The 17,642-nt window shown below is 60.6% G+C and carries 17 protein-coding genes; 7 read left to right on the top strand and 10 right to left on the bottom strand.

Annotated elements, in window-relative coordinates; translation table 11 throughout:
• Positions 1 to 329 precede the first annotated feature (329 nt).
• Positions 330 to 770 carry a PA3611 family quorum-sensing-regulated virulence factor gene (locus AC07SI_RS00300; protein WP_065903274.1) on the bottom strand — a complete coding sequence of 147 codons (441 nt, stop codon included), beginning with the start codon at positions 768 to 770 and terminating at the stop codon, positions 330 to 332.
• Between the two features lie 178 nt (positions 771 to 948).
• Between AC07SI_RS00300 and AC07SI_RS00295 the strand changes: the two genes are divergently transcribed.
• From AC07SI_RS00295 to AC07SI_RS00285, 3 genes are all read left to right on the top strand, one after another.
• Positions 949 to 1,668, top strand: coding sequence for a tRNA-uridine aminocarboxypropyltransferase (locus AC07SI_RS00295; RefSeq protein WP_495004887.1), 720 nt, complete (start codon positions 949 to 951; stop codon positions 1,666 to 1,668).
• Between the two features lie 251 nt (positions 1,669 to 1,919).
• On the top strand, positions 1,920 to 2,570 hold the full coding sequence (erdR, locus tag AC07SI_RS00290) for a response regulator transcription factor ErdR (RefSeq protein ID WP_065903269.1): 651 nt from the start codon (positions 1,920 to 1,922) through the stop codon (positions 2,568 to 2,570).
• Between the two features lie 75 nt (positions 2,571 to 2,645).
• The gene (locus tag AC07SI_RS00285) at positions 2,646 to 3,008 is read left to right on the top strand and encodes a diacylglycerol kinase (protein ID WP_495004886.1); all 363 of its coding nucleotides are present in this window, start codon (positions 2,646 to 2,648) and stop codon (positions 3,006 to 3,008) included.
• 3 nt (positions 3,009 to 3,011) lie between these two features.
• Here the strand turns inward: AC07SI_RS00285 and AC07SI_RS00280 are convergent, their stop codons facing one another.
• Entirely contained in the window at positions 3,012 to 3,938 is a 927-nt protein-coding gene (locus tag AC07SI_RS00280) for a LysR family transcriptional regulator (RefSeq protein WP_010212678.1), read from the bottom strand.
• A 124-nt stretch (positions 3,939 to 4,062) separates the two neighbouring features.
• On the opposite strand from AC07SI_RS00280, the gene fpr reads away from it, so the two are divergent.
• Positions 4,063 to 4,842, top strand: coding sequence for a ferredoxin-NADP reductase (fpr, locus tag AC07SI_RS00275; protein ID WP_003189055.1), 780 nt, complete (start codon positions 4,063 to 4,065; stop codon positions 4,840 to 4,842).
• 81 nt (positions 4,843 to 4,923) lie between these two features.
• Here fpr and tsaA read toward each other — a convergent pair whose 3' ends face one another.
• The 6 genes from tsaA to AC07SI_RS00245 form a co-directional block, all read right to left on the bottom strand.
• A complete protein-coding gene (gene tsaA, locus AC07SI_RS00270) occupies positions 4,924 to 5,619 on the bottom strand; it encodes a tRNA (N6-threonylcarbamoyladenosine(37)-N6)-methyltransferase TrmO (RefSeq protein ID WP_495004885.1) in 696 nt (231 codons plus the stop codon).
• Positions 5,620 to 5,676: 57 nt separating this feature from the next.
• Complete coding sequence (locus AC07SI_RS00265; RefSeq protein WP_043048901.1) at positions 5,677 to 6,138, bottom strand: YehS family protein; 462 nt, start codon at positions 6,136 to 6,138, stop codon at positions 5,677 to 5,679.
• A 68-nt stretch (positions 6,139 to 6,206) separates the two neighbouring features.
• Positions 6,207 to 6,917: an rRNA pseudouridine synthase gene (locus tag AC07SI_RS00260; protein WP_120447756.1), complete on the bottom strand. Its 711-nt coding sequence runs from the start codon at positions 6,915 to 6,917 to the stop codon at positions 6,207 to 6,209.
• Between the two features lie 183 nt (positions 6,918 to 7,100).
• Entirely contained in the window at positions 7,101 to 7,571 is a 471-nt protein-coding gene (locus tag AC07SI_RS00255; RefSeq protein ID WP_106804993.1) for a GNAT family N-acetyltransferase, read from the bottom strand.
• A 103-nt stretch (positions 7,572 to 7,674) separates the two neighbouring features.
• Positions 7,675 to 9,015 (bottom strand): 30S ribosomal protein S12 methylthiotransferase RimO, encoded by a 1,341-nt coding sequence (rimO, locus tag AC07SI_RS00250; protein WP_003231334.1) that lies wholly within the window; start codon positions 9,013 to 9,015, stop codon positions 7,675 to 7,677.
• Positions 9,016 to 9,195: 180 nt separating this feature from the next.
• Positions 9,196 to 9,531 (bottom strand): addiction module antidote protein, encoded by a 336-nt coding sequence (locus AC07SI_RS00245; protein ID WP_495004884.1) that lies wholly within the window; start codon positions 9,529 to 9,531, stop codon positions 9,196 to 9,198.
• A gap of 498 nt (positions 9,532 to 10,029) precedes the next feature.
• Between AC07SI_RS00245 and AC07SI_RS00240 the strand changes: the two genes are divergently transcribed.
• The 3 genes from AC07SI_RS00240 (at position 10,030) to AC07SI_RS00230 (ending at position 13,706) form a co-directional block, all read left to right on the top strand.
• Positions 10,030 to 11,931, top strand: a complete 1,902-nt coding sequence (locus AC07SI_RS00240) for a potassium transporter Kup (RefSeq protein WP_065903251.1) — start codon at positions 10,030 to 10,032, stop codon at positions 11,929 to 11,931.
• A gap of 210 nt (positions 11,932 to 12,141) precedes the next feature.
• Positions 12,142 to 13,248, top strand: coding sequence for an NADH:flavin oxidoreductase/NADH oxidase (locus AC07SI_RS00235; protein ID WP_495004883.1), 1,107 nt, complete (start codon positions 12,142 to 12,144; stop codon positions 13,246 to 13,248).
• Positions 13,249 to 13,520: 272 nt separating this feature from the next.
• Positions 13,521 to 13,706 carry a hypothetical protein gene (locus AC07SI_RS00230; RefSeq protein ID WP_106804989.1) on the top strand — a complete coding sequence of 62 codons (186 nt, stop codon included), beginning with the start codon at positions 13,521 to 13,523 and terminating at the stop codon, positions 13,704 to 13,706.
• Between the two features lie 52 nt (positions 13,707 to 13,758).
• Here the strand turns inward: AC07SI_RS00230 and AC07SI_RS00225 are convergent, their stop codons facing one another.
• The gene (locus AC07SI_RS00225; RefSeq protein WP_106804988.1) at positions 13,759 to 15,384 is read right to left on the bottom strand and encodes a glucan biosynthesis protein D; all 1,626 of its coding nucleotides are present in this window, start codon (positions 15,382 to 15,384) and stop codon (positions 13,759 to 13,761) included.
• 368 nt (positions 15,385 to 15,752) lie between these two features.
• Positions 15,753 to 17,615: an NAD(P)/FAD-dependent oxidoreductase gene (locus AC07SI_RS00220; protein WP_495004882.1), complete on the bottom strand. Its 1,863-nt coding sequence runs from the start codon at positions 17,613 to 17,615 to the stop codon at positions 15,753 to 15,755.
• Positions 17,616 to 17,642 lie beyond the last annotated feature (27 nt).

Raw genomic sequence — 17,642 nt, 5'->3', positions numbered from 1 at the left:
CGGGGGCCACGACACTGCATGTGTCGCTGCATACCCAATGCATTACACGTGTTCGCCAGGCAGCAAACGGGCTCTGTATGTTCCTTGTGATTTAAAAACCTTTGCACTGCAAGTCGCAGGAGGGCAACCCTCTTTTGCCCTGAAAATGTTACAGAACGGCGTGGAAACCGTTGTGGACGGGCGGTTGGGATAGCTTGATCATGGGCCGAAAAACCCTTGGCTGGCAACCGCTTATTGGTCACTCATCAGCAAGTTTAGCCGTGTAAAGGGAGTTGACGCGGGGGGGAGTGCGCGCCACCGAAAAGCAGCGCGCTGGGGGCAGGCGAGGGTTACTTTTTCTTCTTGGCGGCAGCCGGTGCCGGGCAGTCCGCTTCCACGAACTTCACCGATGCCACAGGACGGTTGGTCTTGTTCTCGGTGATTTCGTAGCGCATTACCGCGCCCTTGGCCATCAGCTCGCGGTAGCCTTTGTTCAGGCACACGCTCTGGCCCAGTTGGAAATACACCGCCTTGGGGTTGGCACGCATCTGTTCGGCGCGGTCGGGCAACACGCTCAAGTGATCGATCAGCTGCATACCTTCAACGGTGTAGGCCACTTCCAGGGTTTTTTCGTCGATTTCCCGGGGCAGGTCCTTGTTGCTTTCGGCCGCGACGCTTTGCAGCTTCCGGTTCATTTGGGCCTCCAGCAGCGAGGCCGCCTGGGCGCCGACGGGCAATACCAGCGCAAGGGCGATGGAAGGGGCGGCAAGACGCAGCATGGAACGCAGCATGAAACTCTCCTGATTCGGTTACTGGTGCATAGACCAGCCACTGCGCTGTGCGTTCAGTGGCGCGCAATTATAGGTGAGCCGTTGCCACTACAGCCAGGCGTATCGCTGGTAAACTGCCGCCACTTCAGTCTTCCACGAGTTTTTCCGTGTCGATCTACCCCTCTTTACGGCCCACCCAATGAGTCACGCCGTTTCCCGCCTGCGTACCCAGCGCCTGGCGCGGGCCGTCAGGCCGTTTCTGAACCGTGGCTCGCGGGCCGAACGCTGCCCCGGCTGCCGCGTGATCCCCGAGTATTGCCTGTGCGCCTGGCGACCCAAGGTCGCGGCCAGGTCGGCGATGTGCCTGTTGATGCATGATGTCGAGCCGATGAAGCCCAGCAACACCGGCTGGCTGATTGCCGATGTGATCGACGACACCACGGCGTTTGCCTGGTCGCGCACTGAAGTCGACCCGGAGTTGCTCACCTTGCTGGCTGACCCGCAGTGGCAACCCTATATCGTATTCCCCGGCGAATTTGTCGCGCCCCAGCGCGTCGTCAGCGCAGTGGCGGTGGAGGAGGGCAAGCGCCCGTTGTTCATCCTGCTGGATGGCACGTGGAGCGAAGCGCGCAAGATGTTCCGCAAAAGCCCGTACCTGGAGCATTTGCCGGTATTGAGCCTGGCGCCCGAGCAGCTCTCGCGCTACAAACTGCGTCGCTCCAAGCGCGATGACCATTTCTGCACCGCCGAAGTCGCGGCCTTGTGCCTTGAGTTGGCCGATGATGGCGCCGCCAGCGAAGTGCTGGACGCCTACCTCGACGTCTTCAGCAGCCATTACCTGGCCGCCAAGTTCCAGCTGCCCCTGGACCCGACCGACATCGTCCATACTCGTCTGGCACCTTATATACCTGCGGTATAACCAGACGACGTTTGCATGATGGCACCGTAAACCCGTGCCCCGCTAAAATGCCCGCGGGCGTAGTGCTTGACCCCCCAGGCTGCGCTGGGCATGCTGGGCGCCGATTGGGGTGCAACCGTGAATTTTCGACGTCGTTCAAGTGCTTTTGACGTTGAACGTACCCTGTGGCGTCGGCTGCCTGGCTGTCGCCTTGTGTCTTGGTGAACCCTGAACCCATCAGGGCTGCCATAAAAAACAGGATCATTTAATCAATGGCCACATACGAAATCCTGATAGCCGATGATCACCCGCTGTTTCGCAGTGCGCTGCATCAAGCCGTCACCCTGGGCCTGGGCCCTGACGTACGCTTGGTCGAAGTGGCCAGCATTGCCGAACTGGAAGCCCGCCTCACCGAAAAGTCCGACTGGGACCTGGTGCTGCTCGACCTGAACATGCCGGGTGCCTACGGTTTCTCCGGGCTGGTGCTGCTGCGTGGGCAATACCCGCAGATTCCCGTGGTGATGGTTTCGGCCCAGGAAGAAGCCGATGTGGTGGTGCGCTCCAAGGAGTTTGGCGCCAGCGGTTTCATTCCCAAGTCCAGCTCGATGGAAGATATCCAGAAAGCAGTACGCACCGTGTTGGATGGCGATGTGTCCTGGCCGCCACAGGCGTTTGAAGAAATCAACGTGTCCGATGAAGCCAAGGCCGCCCGCGATGGCCTGGCCAGCCTCACACCCCAGCAGTTCCGCGTGCTGACCATGGTCTGCGAAGGCTTGTTGAACAAGCAGATTGCCTTCGAGCTGAGCGTGTCCGAAGCGACGATCAAGGCTCATGTGACGGCGATCTTCCGTAAGTTGGGAGTGCGTACACGCACCCAGGCGGCGCTGCTCTTGCAACAACTTGAGTCAATTTCGCAGCACTAAGCTGTCAGCGCTTCACGCTTTTTTGACTTGGCGTGATCTAGTTTCCCCACTTCTTTGGTTCAGTTGCCTACGTCTATGTCGCCTTTGAAGGGTCAAACCGGTATCAAACGTATCTTCAATGCAGGGGGTTACTCCCTGGATGGCCTGCGCGCGGCGTTCACTGGCGAGGCGGCGTTCCGTCAGTTGGTGCTGCTCAACGTTATCCTGATCCCGCTGAGCTTTTTCCTGCACGTCAGCCGGGTGGAGCGGGCGTTGCTGATCGCGGTGTGCCTGCTGGCGCTGATCGTCGAATTGCTCAATTCGGCGGTAGAGGCGGCCATCGACCGTATTTCCCTGGACCGCCACCCATTGTCGAAAAACGCCAAGGACATGGGCAGCGCCGCGCAATTTGTAGCGCTGACCATGATCACGCTGGTGTGGGCCGTGATCCTGATCTAACCCTCAGGCAATGCTTGGCAGCACGATCTCGTCGCTGCGCTGAACCCCGGCGGTGAAGGCGCGGCAAAGCTCGAGGAATTCGCGCATCGCCGAGGTCTGGTACTTCTGTTTATGCCAGATGAAGTAGAACTGCCGGGCCAGGTCCAGGTCCGGGGTTTCCACCGGCACCAGGCTGCCACGGCGGAATGCATCGCGCAGCGCCAGGCGAGAGATGCAGCCAATCCCCAATCCCGACTCCACCGCCCGCTTGATCGCCTCGGTATGCTCCAGCTCCAGGCGGATATTCAGCGCGCTGCGGTGATGGCGCATGGCCTGGTCGAACGTCAGGCGCGTACCTGAGCCTTGTTCGCGCAGGATCCAGGCTTCGTGGGTCAGCTCGTCCATGCTCGCCACACCGCGCTTGGCCAGGTGATGCTGCGGCGCGCAAAACACCACCAGCTCATCTTCTACCCAGGTTTGTACCTCGATGTCCGGGTGGCTGCAGTCGCCTTCGATTAGACCCAGGTCAATTTCGTAGTGCGCCACCTGGTGCACGATATGTGCAGTGTTTTGCACATGCAGCTTCACCTGGCTCTCGGGGTGCTGTTGCATGAAGCTGCCGATCAGCAACGTGGCCAGGTAATTGCCGATGGTCAGGGTGGCGCCCACCGCCAGCGAGCCGAAGCCGGACTTGCCGTTGAGCAGGTCCTCGATCTCCTTGGCCTGGTCCAGCAGCGCCACCGCCTGGGGTAACAGCTGGTGACCCAAGGCGTTGAGACTCAGGCGCTTACCGGCGCGGTCGAATAATTGGCAGCTGGATTGGCGCTCCAGCTCGGTGATCGAAGTGCTGGCGGCGGATTGCGATAAGGCCAGAAGGCCAGCAGCGCGCGAGACGCTTTCCTGCTGGGCGACGGCGACGAAGACTTGCAGTTGACGGAGAGTAAATCGCATATCGATATAACCGATAACCCTTATCTTAATAATCCAGTTAACAGATATTGTCGCCGCCATTAGAATGCTGTGCAATTGCGCACCTATCATTTGGCGCAGACCCATTTCCAGGAGTCCCCCGTACATGAGCAACATGAACCACGAGCGTGTCCTCAGTGTTCATCACTGGAACGACACTCTGTTCAGCTTCAAGTGCACCCGCGATCCGGGCCTGCGCTTCGAGAACGGTCAGTTCGTGATGATCGGCCTGCAACAGCCCAACGGCCGCCCGCTCATGCGCGCTTACTCGATTGCCAGCCCGAACTGGGAAGAGCATCTGGAGTTCTTCAGCATCAAGGTGCCCGATGGCCCGCTGACTTCCCAATTGCAGCACTTGAAGGAAGGCGACGAGATCATCATCAGCAAAAAACCGACAGGCACCCTGGTGCTTGACGATTTGAAGCCGGGCAAACACCTGTACCTGCTCAGCACCGGTACTGGCCTGGCGCCGTTCATGAGCGTGATCCAGGACCCGGAAACCTACGAGCGTTTCGAAAAAGTGATCCTGTGCCACGGCGTGCGTTACGTCAATGAAGTCGCCTACCGCGAGTTCATCACCGAACACCTGCCGCAGAACGAATTCTTCGGCGAAGCGCTGCGTGACAAGCTGATCTACTACCCGACCGTGACCCGCGAGCCGTTCGAGAACGAAGGCCGCCTGACCGACCTGATGCGCAGCGGCAAGCTGTTCAGCGACATCGGCCTGCCACCGATCAACCCCGAGGACGACCGCGCCATGCTGTGCGGTAGCCCGAGCATGTTGGATGAGACCAGCGAAGTGCTGAACAGCTTCGGCCTGAAGGTTTCGCCACGCATGCGTGAGCCGGGTGACTACTTGATCGAACGCGCCTTCGTCGAGAAGTAACCCCTGCAGGAGCCGGCTCCTACAGTAAAAAGAAAAGCCCGCGTTGCCTGAAGGCAGCGCGGGCTTTTTCATGTCTGCGGTTTACTGGGCCGCAACCACTTCCAGCACGCAAATCATCCCGGCCTCGGGATAGTGCCAGCGCACATCCACATCCCAGAACTGCGCGCCATATTCACGCTCCGGCCCCGGGGTTTGATACGCCGGCCGCGGATCCTGGGCCAGACACTGCTCGATCAGCGCCACCAACGGCTCGTCAAGGCGCTGGGCGTGGCCTTGTGCCTGATGCAACGCGGTCTTCAGCCACTGCACCGTAATCAGCGGCGGCGCGCTGCTGGCGATGTGGTTGGTGGCTGTGTCGACGATGTCGGCATAGGGCACATACGGCTTGATATCCAATACCGGCGTGCCATCGAGCAAATCGATCCCGGAAATCCACAGCTTGCCCGGTTCGACCCTGTCCAGCTTGACCACCGATTGACCAATCCCGTTGGGCCGATGCGTCGCGCGGGTGGCAAATACGCCCATGGACGTGTTGCCGCCCAGGCGCGGCGGGCGCACCTTGAGGCGCGGCTTGTCTTCCAGTGCCTGGTGAAACAGGAACAACAGCCACACATGGCTGACCTGCTCCAGGCCCTGCACCGCCTCACCCTGGTCGAACGGCGCGACCAATTCCAGCACGCCCCGTGCGGCAGGCGCCAGTTGCGGCTGGCGCGGGATGGCGAACTTCTCCTTGAAACAGGAGCGGACAAAGCCGATGGGCGAGACGCTGTAACTCATTTTTGAAGCCTCAAGTGGCAAGCTGCAAGCTCTTGGCGCTTGAAGCTTGTAGCTGATTTAAGCTCTGACGCGCAGCGTCAGCCCCTTGAGGAAGTTGCGCAGCAACTGGTCGCCGCACGGGCGGTAGTTGGTGTGGCCGAACTTGCGAAACAGCGCGCTCAGCTCCGGCTTGGACACCGGGAACTCGGCGGCCTTGAGGATGGCGTGCATGTCGTCTTCCTTCAGCTCGAAGGCCACGCGCAGCTTCTTGAGGATGATGTTGTTGGTCACCGGGGTCTCGATCGGCTGCGGCGGACGGCTTTCGTCCTTGCCGCGCTTGAAAATCACCAGGCCGTCGAGGAAATGGGCCATGACTTCATCCGGGCAGAACACAAAGCCTTCTTCCTCATCTTTCTTGAGGTAGGTCAGCAGGTCTTCCTTGGTCACGTCCATGCCGCCGAGTTTGATGATCTCGACCATCTTGTTATCGCTGATATCGAGCATGTAGCGCACGCTGCGCAGTACGTCATTGTGAATCATGGTGGGCAATCCTGGTTTTCAACGGTGGACACCGCCGGGTGAGGCGGTATCGAGAAAAGGTGCGCGGCTTAGAACTTCTCTTTGCCGGACATATAACGCCATTGGCCAACCGGCACTTTGCCGATGGACACGCCGCCGATGCGGATGCGGCGGATGGCGACGACTTTCAGGCCAACGGCTTCGCAGAACAGGGCGATCACGCCCGGTTGCGGGTTTTTCATGGCAAAGCGCAGGCGGTTTTCGTTCTGCCAGCTGGCTTTCACGGCAGGCAGCTCTTTGCCTTTGTAGGTCAGGCCGTGGTTCAGGCGGTTGAGGCCGTGCGCAACCATGTCGCCTTCGACCTCGACCACGTATTCCTGCTCGATCTTGGCGGCATCGGCGGTCAACTTGCGCAGGATCTTCCAGTCCTGGGTGAAGACCAGCAGCCCGCTGGCCTTGGCTTGCAGGTCGGCGCTGGCGCTCAGGCGCAGGAAATGGCCCTTGAGCGGGCGTTTGCCGAAGCGATGCTCCTCGGACAAAGTCTCGGCGCTGATCGACGCCAATGCCGTCTCGGCATCCACGCCGGCAGGCGCGTGCAGCAGGATGGTCACCGGCTCCGGCGCAGTGGCCTTGGCTTCGGGGTCCAGCTCGACTTTCTGCGTGGTGACCTTGAACTGCGGCTCGTCGATCACTTCGCCGTCCACCGAGACCCAGCCGCCTTCAATAAACAGCTCAGCCTCCCGACGGGAGCAACCGACCAGTTCGATGAGGCGTTTGGAGAGGCGTATGGGGTCAGTCATGACAAGGGCCGTAACAAAAGGGGGCGGTTATTGTACCTGCCTGGCGCCGGTTAATCCCGGCCCCATTTCAGTGCTGCTGCTTTTTGTCGGAGCTTGCCTGCGATGGCGTCGCCTCGGTACACCCGATACACCGAGTTGTCTGCATCGCAGGCAAGCCAGCTCCCACAGGTGTTCTGCGCTGTGTCAGCCACTGCGTAGCTGTTGCTGCTGGCGCAAGCGCATGTGCAGCAACGGATACGGCTGCCCAAGACCATCATGCTCCGTGCGTCCGATCACCTCGAACCCCTGCTTGAAGTAAAACCCCAGGGCCTGCGGGTTTTGTTCGTTCACGTCCAGTTCGTCGGCATTCATGCGCTCGATCGCGTAGCGCAGCAGTTGGCGGCCGAGGCCCTGGCCGCGGTGCTGCGGGTCGATGAACAGCATCTCGACCTTGCCCGCAGCGACGCCGGCAAACCCGGTGATGCGTTGGCGCGAGTCCTTGGTGCAAATCAGCATCACCGCGTCCAGGTAGCGGGTCAGCACCAGGTTTTTCAGCAACTCGATGTAACTGTCTGGCAGAAAATCGTGGGTGGCCCGCACCGATGCCTCCCAGATGCGTGCCAATTCGGCGTAATCGCTGATTTTTGGTGTGTGGATAACCGAATGCTGACGCATGCCCGCTGCCCCTTTGCCTTGATGTGCGCTGATGGGCAAAACGATAGACCTAAAAAAGCCCCGCATCTTGTCCAGAGGCAGGGCTTTTTCAAAATATTACACGTCAGTCACGCTTCTCGGCCCACAGGTCGTATTCGTCGGCGTCCGTCACGGTGCACCAGACCTTGTCACCCGGCTTCAAACCGCTGGCATCGTCGATAAACACGTTACCGTCGATCTCCGGGGCATCGAAGAAGCAGCGGCCGACCGCGCCTTGCTCGTCGACTTCGTCGATCAGCACTTCGATTTCCTTGCCGATGCGCAATTGCAGGCGCGCCGAACTGATGGCCTGCTGGTGCGCCATGAACCGCTCCCAACGGTCCTGCTTGACGTCGTCCGGCACCACGGCCAGGTCCAGCAGGTTGGCCGGAGCGCCTTCCACCGGCGAGTACTGGAAACAGCCGACGCGGTCCAGTTGGGCCTCGGTCAGCCAGTCCAGCAGGTACTGGAAGTCTTCTTCGGTTTCGCCGGGGAAGCCGACGATAAAGGTCGAGCGAATGATCAGCTCCGGGCAGATCTCGCGCCAGTTCTTGATACGCGCCAGGGTCTTGTCTTCGAAAGCCGGGCGTTTCATGGCTTTCAGGACTTTCGGGCTGGCGTGCTGGAACGGGATGTCCAGGTACGGCAGGATCTTGCCGGCGGCCATCAACGGGATCAGCTCGTCTACGTGCGGATACGGGTAAACGTAGTGCAGGCGCACCCACACGCCGAGGCTGCTGAGGGCTTCGCAGAGTTCGGTCATGCGGGTTTTCACCGGCGCGCCGTTCCAGAAGCCGGTGCGGTATTTCACGTCGACGCCGTAGGCGCTGGTGTCCTGGGAGATCACCAGCAGCTCTTTCACGCCGGATTTGACCAGGCGCTGGGCCTCGTCCAGTACATCACCGACCGGGCGGCTGACCAGCTTGCCGCGCATCGAGGGGATAATGCAGAAGCTGCAGCTGTGGTTGCAGCCTTCGGAAATCTTCAGGTACGCATAGTGGCGCGGGGTCAGCTTGATGCCCTGCGGCGGCACCAGGTCGATCAGCGGGTTGTGGTCCTGGCGCGGCGGCACGACTTCGTGCACGGCGTTGACCACCTGCTCGTACTGCTGCGGGCCGGTCACGGCCAACACGCTTGGGTGCACGTTGCGGATATTGCCTTCTTCCACGCCCATGCAGCCGGTCACGATGACCTTGCCGTTTTCCTTGATGGCCTCGCCGATCACTTCCAGCGACTCCGCCTTGGCCGAGTCGATGAAGCCGCAGGTGTTGACCACCACCACGTCGGCGTCCTGATAAGTGGACACCACGTCATAACCTTCCATGCGCAGTTGGGTCAGGATGCGTTCGGAGTCGACCAGAGCCTTCGGGCAACCCAGGGAAACAAAGCCAACCTTGGGGTTGGCCTTTGCGATGGTGGTGGACATGTCTAACCTCGGTATTGAATGACGCCGCCAGTCGGGCACGACAGGGCTGCGGACGGGCACTTGGTGTGCCTCTGATCAAAAAGTGCGCAATTCTAGCGACGGGCAACGCACTTGACCAGCTTTATGCAGGGAAATGCGACGAGTGCTGCGTTGGGTAATTCGCAGAGCCCTTCCACGCTCTCAAGCCCGCACGTTCTGCTCCGTGCGGTGCGCGACGACTTTGGACATGCCCACCCCCAACGCCTGGAGCACTTTCAGCAGGGTGGAAAGTTTTGGGTCGCCGCCGACGGCAATGGATCTGTAGAGATTAGCTCTATTGAGCCCGGTGTTCTGCGACAAGCTGAGCATTCCGCCACGAGCTTCCGCCACTCGACGAATAGCGACAAGAAACGCGTCCTCACCCCCCGCTTCATCGATTTCCTCAAGTGCGACGGATAGATATTCCAGGGCAAATGCTTCGTCGTCTCGGAGCATTTCAAGAACACTCTCTTCATGAGAACGAGTACGAATGGTCATTTTTGCTGCTCCTTGTAGGATTTGCAGAGCGCCTTGGCCTGATTGATGTCTACGCCGTTGACTGACAGGACGTGTTTCACTTCGTACATAAGGAATGTACCTTAAAAGAGACAGGTCGAAGATTGAGTTTTTGTATCGACTGCGCGCCGCAGGGGCACGATTGATGGATCAGGTAAGCCGGTCAAGGAAACCCCGCTTGCACCGCTAAAGGCAGCATTGCTAAGCCGGGCCCAAAATATACGGTCGGCCGTGATGCGCTCAATGCAGGCAAATAGGCCCCAAAATGCCTTGATCTCTTTTAATGACGGCAGAAAACGCCACCCCTATCACTTGAGCAGGGAAATGCGACGAGTGCTGCGCTATGCTTCGCGCCGTTGCACATGGGTAGAACCCCTGGGTCAATAAAACGTCTGTTACGAGAAGTAAAACAGCGCATGCTAGGGTCAGCTTAGGCGCGTTGTTTATAAAAGACCTCAGGTCAAAGGGCAGGAGTGGTTGATGGGTCACGCGAGTAGTCAGGCAGCAGGTGCCGAGCATTCAAACGCCAAGCCGATTGGTATGCTGGTGGCAGCGGTCGGGGTGGTTTATGGCGATATCGGCACCAGCCCGCTCTACACCCTTAAAGAGGTGTTCAATGGGGGGTATGGGGTTCAGGTCAACCATGACGGGGTGCTGGGGATCCTGGCGCTGATCTTCTGGTCACTGATCTGGGTGGTGTCGATCAAGTACATGCTGTTTGTACTGCGTGCGGACAACCAGGGCGAGGGCGGCATCATGGCGCTGACCGCGCTGGCGCGTCGCGCGGCGGGGGAGCGCAAGAAGCTGCGCAATTTCCTCGTGGTCTGTGGCTTGTGCGGGGCTGCGCTGTTCTACGGCGACAGCATGATCACCCCGGCGATTTCGGTCTTGTCGGCCATTGAAGGTCTGGAACTGGCGTTCGATGGCCTGGATAAATGGGTCGTGCCCATCGCGCTGGTCGTGTTGGTGGCGTTGTTTCTGATCCAGAAACACGGCACCGACCGCATCGGCAAGCTGTTCGGACCGGTGATGGTGACCTGGTTCCTGGTGCTGGGTGGCCTTGGTGTGTATGGCATCACCCTGCACCCTGAAGTGCTCAACGCCTTGAACCCGATGTGGGGCGTGCGTTTCTTCGAGGCTCACCCAGGTATTGGCGTGGCGATCCTGGGTGCGGTGGTGCTGGCTTTGACCGGTGCCGAGGCGCTGTACGCAGACATGGGGCACTTCGGCCGCAAGCCCATCGCCCGCGCCTGGTTCATCCTGGTGCTGCCGGCGTTGGTGCTCAATTATTTCGGCCAGGGCGCGATGCTGCTCGGCGATCCGGAAGCTGCGCGCAACCCGTTCTACTTGCTGGCGCCGAGTTGGGCGCTGATCCCGCTGGTGGTGCTGTCGACCCTGGCCACGGTGATTGCGTCGCAGGCGGTGATTTCCGGTGCGTTCTCGTTGACGCGCCAGGCGATCCAGTTGGGTTATATCCCGCGCATGCACATCCAACACACGTCCAGTGCCGAGCAGGGCCAGATCTACATCGGCGCGGTGAATTGGTCGCTGATGGTCGGCGTGATCCTGCTGGTGCTGGGCTTCGAGTCCTCCAACGCACTGGCGTCGGCCTACGGTGTAGCCGTGACCGGTACCATGCTGATGACCACGATCCTGGTGTCGGCGGTGATGCTGCTGCTGTGGAAATGGCCGCCGATCCTGGCCGTGCCGGTATTGGTCTGCTGCCTGCTGGTCGACGGGCTGTACTTCGCCGCCAACGTGCCGAAGATCATCCAGGGCGGCGCCTTCCCGGTCTTGGCGGGGATCGTGCTCTTTGTGCTGATGACCACGTGGAAGCGCGGCAAGCAGTTGCTGGTCGAGCGCCTCGACGAAGGCGGCCTGCCGTTGCCGATCTTTATCAGCAGCATCCGTGTGCAACCGCCGCATCGCGTGCAGGGTACGGCGGTGTTCCTCACCGCGCGCCCGGACGCCGTGCCCCATGCGCTGTTGCACAACCTGCTACACAACCAGGTGCTGCACGAGCAAGTGGTGCTGCTGACGGTGGTCTACGAGGACATTCCACGCGTACCGGCCGCCCGCCGCTTCGAGGTGGATGCCTACGGCGAGGGGTTCTTCCGGGTGATCCTGCACTTTGGCTTTACCGATGAGCCGGACGTGCCTGAAGCGCTGAAGCTGTGCCACCTCGACGAGCTGGATTTCAGCCCGATGCGCACCACCTACTTCCTCAGCCGTGAAACGGTGATCGCCTCGCGCATCAAGGGCATGGCCCGTTGGCGTGAAGCGCTGTTCGCGTTTATGTTGAAGAATGCCAACGGCAACCTGCGGTTCTTCAAGCTCCCGGTCAACCGCGTGATCGAACTGGGCACCCAGGTCGAGATGTAAGCCTGTGCACGACGGGAGCCGGCAATCGGCTCCCGCTTTCGTTCTGAACCCTGTGCAATCCAACGTTGTCGACTAGGCTGTAGGAGCAAGCTTGCTCGCGAAAAACGTCAATTAAAACGCGTTGATCCTGAATACACGCGGCGCCGGTGAGTCTTTCGCGAGCAAGCCTGCTCAGTTAAAAGAGCCCAAAAAGCCCAGAAGAGGTGCGCCATGAGTCAGCTGCTCGAACCCTATACCCTGCGCCAATTGACCCTGCTCAACCGCATCGCCGTGTCGCCGATGTGCCAATACTCCAGTGTCGATGGCCTGGCCAATGACTGGCACCTGGTCCACCTTGGCAGTCGCGCAGTCGGCGGCGCCGGGCTGATCTTCACCGAGGCCACCGCGGTGACCGCCGATGGCCGTATCACTGCCGAAGACCTGGGCCTGTGGAACGACGAACAGATCGAACCGCTGCAACGCATCACGCGGTTTATCGCAGCCCAAGGCGCCGTGGCCGGGATCCAGCTGGCCCATGCCGGGCGCAAGGCCAGTACTCATCGGCCATGGATCGGCAAGCATGGCAGCGTCAAGCCGGAGGACGGCGGGTGGGTGCCGGTGGGGCCGTCGCCGATTGCCTTTGACCCCAATCACACGCAGCCCCGGCAGTTGGACGAAGGGCAGATCCAACAGGTGATCGCCGACTTTGTCGCCGCCGCCAAGCGCGCGCTCACGGCCGGGTTTGAAGTGGTGGAAATCCATGCGGCTCACGGTTACCTGCTGCATCAATTTCTCTCGCCGATCAGCAATCAACGCCAGGACCAATACGGCGGCTCTTTTGAAAACCGTATCCGCCTGGTGCTGCAAGTCACCGAAGCCGTGCGTGCGGCCTGGCCTCAGGACCTGCCGCTGTTTGTGCGGGTGTCGGCCACCGACTGGGTGGAAGATGGCTGGAACCCTGATGAAACCGTGGAATTGGCGCGCCGCTTGAGGGATTTGGGTGTGGACCTGATCGACGTGTCCTCTGGTGGCACCGCCGCCAATGCCGAGATTCCGACGGGGCCTGGCTACCAGACGCGCTTCGCCGAACGGGTACGCAAAGAGTCGGGCATCGCCACCGGCACGGTGGGCATGATCACCGAACCGGCACAGGCTGAGCACATCCTGCGCACCTGCCAGGCCGATATTATCTTCCTGGCCCGTGAACTGCTGCGGGACCCGTACTGGCCGCTGCATGCCGATGATGACCTCGGCGGGCGCAAGGCGACCTGGCCGGCGCAGTATCAACGGGCAACCCATCGAGACCAGCCGATTCATGAGTCTGACTTGAGGGATTGATCCGCTTCGCGCTGCACTCGAAACCCACCCTGAACCGGTGGGTTTTTTTTGCATGATGCTGTGGGAAAAGTCCGTAGGTGATTGTTACTCAAGAGATTTTTTAAGTGAATGCTCTAAAAAAATCCCACACGTGACCAGATTGTTTCTACGCTTAGGGTAAGTCTGATTTCTGGCCCAGGGAGTCAGTCCGTTTGTCCGCGCAGGCCTTGTGCTTAAGGGGATGCAGGTGATGGGCGCCAGGAGTATTTGATCGATATCAGGAGAAACAGTCCATGGCCAAGTCCTATGGTGTTGCGGGTGCAGTGGTGTCTTTTCTGGCCCGCAGGGTGTTCATGCGTGGCTGCAGGTTGAGTTCGGACGAGGCTGAATTACTCGCGCAGTATCGCGCCCTGAACGAGAGTGACCAAGTGGCGATGCGGTATCTGATTGGGGCAATGAAGAGTGTGTCGCGGTTCTGAGGCGGGCATTTGAGTCCTGTGGGAGCGAGCAACCTCGCTCCCACAGGTGGCATCACGTGTATTTACGCGCCTCGGGTGCCGGCGGGAAGTACTGATACAGCCAGGTTTCACTCAAGGTGCGGTCCTGGGTGCGGATGAACAGGCGCAGTTCCACCGGCTCGACGCTGTCGCTGGTCGGGTACCAGTCGAACAGGATCCGATAGCCCTTGATGTTGTCGAGCACCAGCACGCTGAAGTCTTTCACTTCGCCGTGGGAGCAGGTCACCACCGGCTCGATCCCGGTGCCGGCCGGCAGGCGATCGAGGCCGCCGCCCTTGAAGTCCACGGCAAACCGACGCGCCCACACCTCTGGGTAATGCTCGCCCGGTGCCCAACCTTCAGTGAAGCCGCCCATGCCCGAACGGGTCGCGTCGACCTGCGCCAACGGCGTGCTCACCGGTGGCAACGCGCTCCAGTAGAGCTTGTAGCCATAGTTGAGCGAATCGCCAGGCGCCACCGGTTTTTTCGGGGTCCAGAAGGCCACGATGTTGTCCAGGGTCTCGCCGGTGGTAGGGATCTCCAGCAGGTCGATCGAGCCTTCGCCCCAGGCGGTGGTCGGTTCTACCCACAGGCTTGGGCGCTTGCTGTACCAGTCCACGGTGTCCTGGTAGCTGGCGAACTCATGGTCGGTCTGCACCAGGCCGAAGCCTTTCGGGTCGGTGTCGGCGAATGCGTTGAACTGCAGCTTGGCCGGGTTGTTCAGCGGGCGGCAAATCCACTCGCCATTGCCACGCCACATCGCCAGGCGATCCGAGTCGTGGATTTGCGGGTGGATGGTGTCGCACATGCGGCGTTCGTGGGTGCCGCAACTGAACATACTGGTCATCGGCGCGATGCCCAGTTGTTCGATGGCGGTGCGCGCATTGATGTTGGCGTCGATCGCCATCACCACCTGGTTGGCCTGGCAGTCGATATCGAAGCGATAGGCGCCGGTGGCGCTCGGCGAGTCGAGCAGGGCGTAGACCACAAAGCGGGTGGCGTTCTTGTCCGGGGTCTCGAACCAGAACTGCGTGAAGTCGGGGAACTCTTCGCGCTTCTTCGCGTAGGTATCAATCGCCAGGCCCCGTGCGGAAAGGCCGTACTGGCCGGTGGAATCCACCGCGCGGAAGTAGCTGGCGCCGAGAAACGACAGCACGTCGTGGCGATCCAGTTCCGGTGCCTTGAACAGCTTGAAGCCGGAGAAACCCAGGTCGCCGGTCAACTGTTTGGTGTCGACGGTGGTTTTTTCATAGTTGAACAGTGACGGGCGGAAATGCACTTCGCGGGCTTCACGGGTCTTGGGGTCGACACTGTGCATGCGCACCGGCGTCTTGAACCCCATGCCGACGTGGAAGAACTGCACGTCCAGTTGGCCGTTCAATTCCTTCCACAGCGAATGGTTGCCGTCGTACCCGATGGCGTTGAAATTCTGCGGGGTCATGGTCGCCAGGGTGGGCGGGAGTACCTGTTTGGTGTCTTTATACGCGGTCCCGGCGAGCTGCTTGGCCTGGGCCTTGAGCGTTTCAAAATCAAACGCCACGGCCTTGCCATCGGCGGCGCGATTCCCGGCCCAGGCCTGCGCGGCGAGCAGGCCGCTGGCCGACAAACCGGTGTAAGCCGCAATGGCCATGGACGCTTTGAGCAAATTCCTGCGGTGCATAGAGACAACCTGTCGTGAGCAAATCCCGCGCCGTTCCTGGCACGTGCTGGATCAGAAAGTACGGTTCGGACATGCCTTCGGCCAAACGCAACGGACAATAAACAGACGTCGGATAGCTTAAGCGGTTCGATGACGTAGGAAAAATGATTGATAGCGGCGTGATGGCGTTGCATATGAAACAAGGTATTTCTCAGGAGCAGACAGTCCCCCTGTGGCGAGCGGGCTTGCCCCGCGTTGGGCTGCAAAGCAGCCCCAATACCCGACATCCGGTGTGTCTCAAAGAGCACCGCTGCCTCGAAGGGGCTGCTGCGCAGCCCAACGCGGGCCACGCCCTGCTTACCACAGGAAGCCTTCGCCACACGTGGCCTTCAACTCACCTCGCCGACCGCCCGGTACGCCTCATCAATTGCCGCATGGGCGTACGCACTCCATGCCGCATCCGAGTTGGCGATGCTCACGTGCCCCAGCGGCTTGCGCGCCAGGTTCATCAGCGCTTCGCTCTCGCCGGCGTTGTCGAACAAGCTGTTGGAAAAGTATGCATAGCCATGGGACCAGCGATTCACCGTGATCCCGAGGATATCGGTCTTGTGGTTGAACCCACCCGGGCCGAGCATGCGTTGCAGTTGGTCACGCAATTGCGTTTCCAGTTGCTCGAAGGTCTGCGCATACAACTTGCCGCGCCCGGCGCGTGCCTGGTCGCGGGCGTTCATGCCGCTGTTGGGGCTGGTGGGCACGTAGACCATGTGCAAGCCAATCGGCTGTGTCGGGTCGCGCGGGTGGTCGTAGCCGCCCATGCTCACCGGGTAGTCCAGTTTGATGCGGCTGTACGGTTGGGTGGCCGCGTAAATCTCATGCACGCCAAGTTTCTGGAACGACTGCCAGTTGCGGATCACCACCTTGGTGTACACCAGCGGGAATTTCACGTTCTGGCTCAAGGCGTGGGCCTGGGGGGCCGGCAGGTCCTTGAGCAGGTACGGGATCATCATGTTGTAGCAGGCCAGGATGCAGCGTTTGCCACGCACCTGTGTGAGTTGTCCGCCACGGCTGTAGCCGATATGCACGCTGTCGCCCACGTTGCGCACGCTGACCGCCGTGCTGTTCAAGCGCACCCGTACCGGCGCCTTGGGTTGATCGAGCTTGGCGTAGTCAAACGCTGCCAGCACGATATCGTCCATGGTGTGCCCGGGTGCCACGCCGGGGACCAGGCTGCGCACCAGCAGGCGTGCGAGTGACGCGTTGCCATCCGGGAAGTGGTAGATGTAGGGCTCTTCCATTTCGGCGGCGGCTTCTTCGCTGATTGGTGCCAGGTTCATGCCGCCGAAACCTGGGAATCCCACGTTATAGGCGTCGGACGATGCCACGGCATCGATGCTCAAGGCCATGAAGTCATTGGTGCGGCTCTGGAAGTACTTCACCGCGCCTTCCGATAATCCGACGTTCTTCAGCAGGAAATCGCGGTAACTGGTGACCGCCAGGTAGTCGGCCTTTTGCTCGGCCGTCTTGCCCGGCAGGTAATCCTTGGGCGCCGTGTGCAGCTCGATCAACGCCTGACGGTCGGCGGGTGGCAGCGGGAAGTCATTGATGAAATCGCTGATGGAGCGCGCATGCAATTGGTCGGGCGCGATGTCGTCGGCGACCATCGGCGTCGGGTCGCCGGTCACCAGTTTGTCTTCGCCAAAGTTCTCCTTGTCGAAGAACACCCCGCGCGACAGCCCCAGGCCCGGGTAGAACTGGCGGTTGAAGGCGGTCTCGAAGCGCTTGATGTTCACCCCGAGTTTTTTCAGCAGGCCATTCACTTGCTTGCTGTAGAGGTGGTTGGGCGACTGGAACGCCTCGCTGCCGCCGTAGCCGATGATCATGCGGCCGCCGGCCTGGAATTCATTGCGCTTGGCATGGCCGCCGAAGTCGTCGTGGTTTTCCAGGATCAGGATCTTCGCCTTGGGGTGCTTCTCGCGGTAGAACCACGCCGCCGACAGACCACTCAGGCCGCCCCCGACCACTACCAGGTCATAGTCCTCGGTGATCGGCAGTTTGTCGGTGTCGAAGACCTTCTTTTCCCAGCCCATCTGGTGCGCCACTTCGAACGAGCCGACATGGCTGCCGCGCAGGCCGGTGAGGGCGGGCGGGTAGTAGCGGCCGTCGGGCGCGGCCTGGAGGATTTGCAGCGGGGTCATGCCGGCGGCAATAGTGATGGCGACGCCGTTGAGGAAGTCGCGGCGGGTAATGTCCATGGGAACCTACGAATTATTTATTGTTAT

It is taken from the genome of Pseudomonas sp. GW821-FHT05D12 (assembly GCF_059419825.1).
Note: the sequence above shows the minus strand (reverse complement) of the source record. Positions and strands in the feature narration are given on the sequence as shown.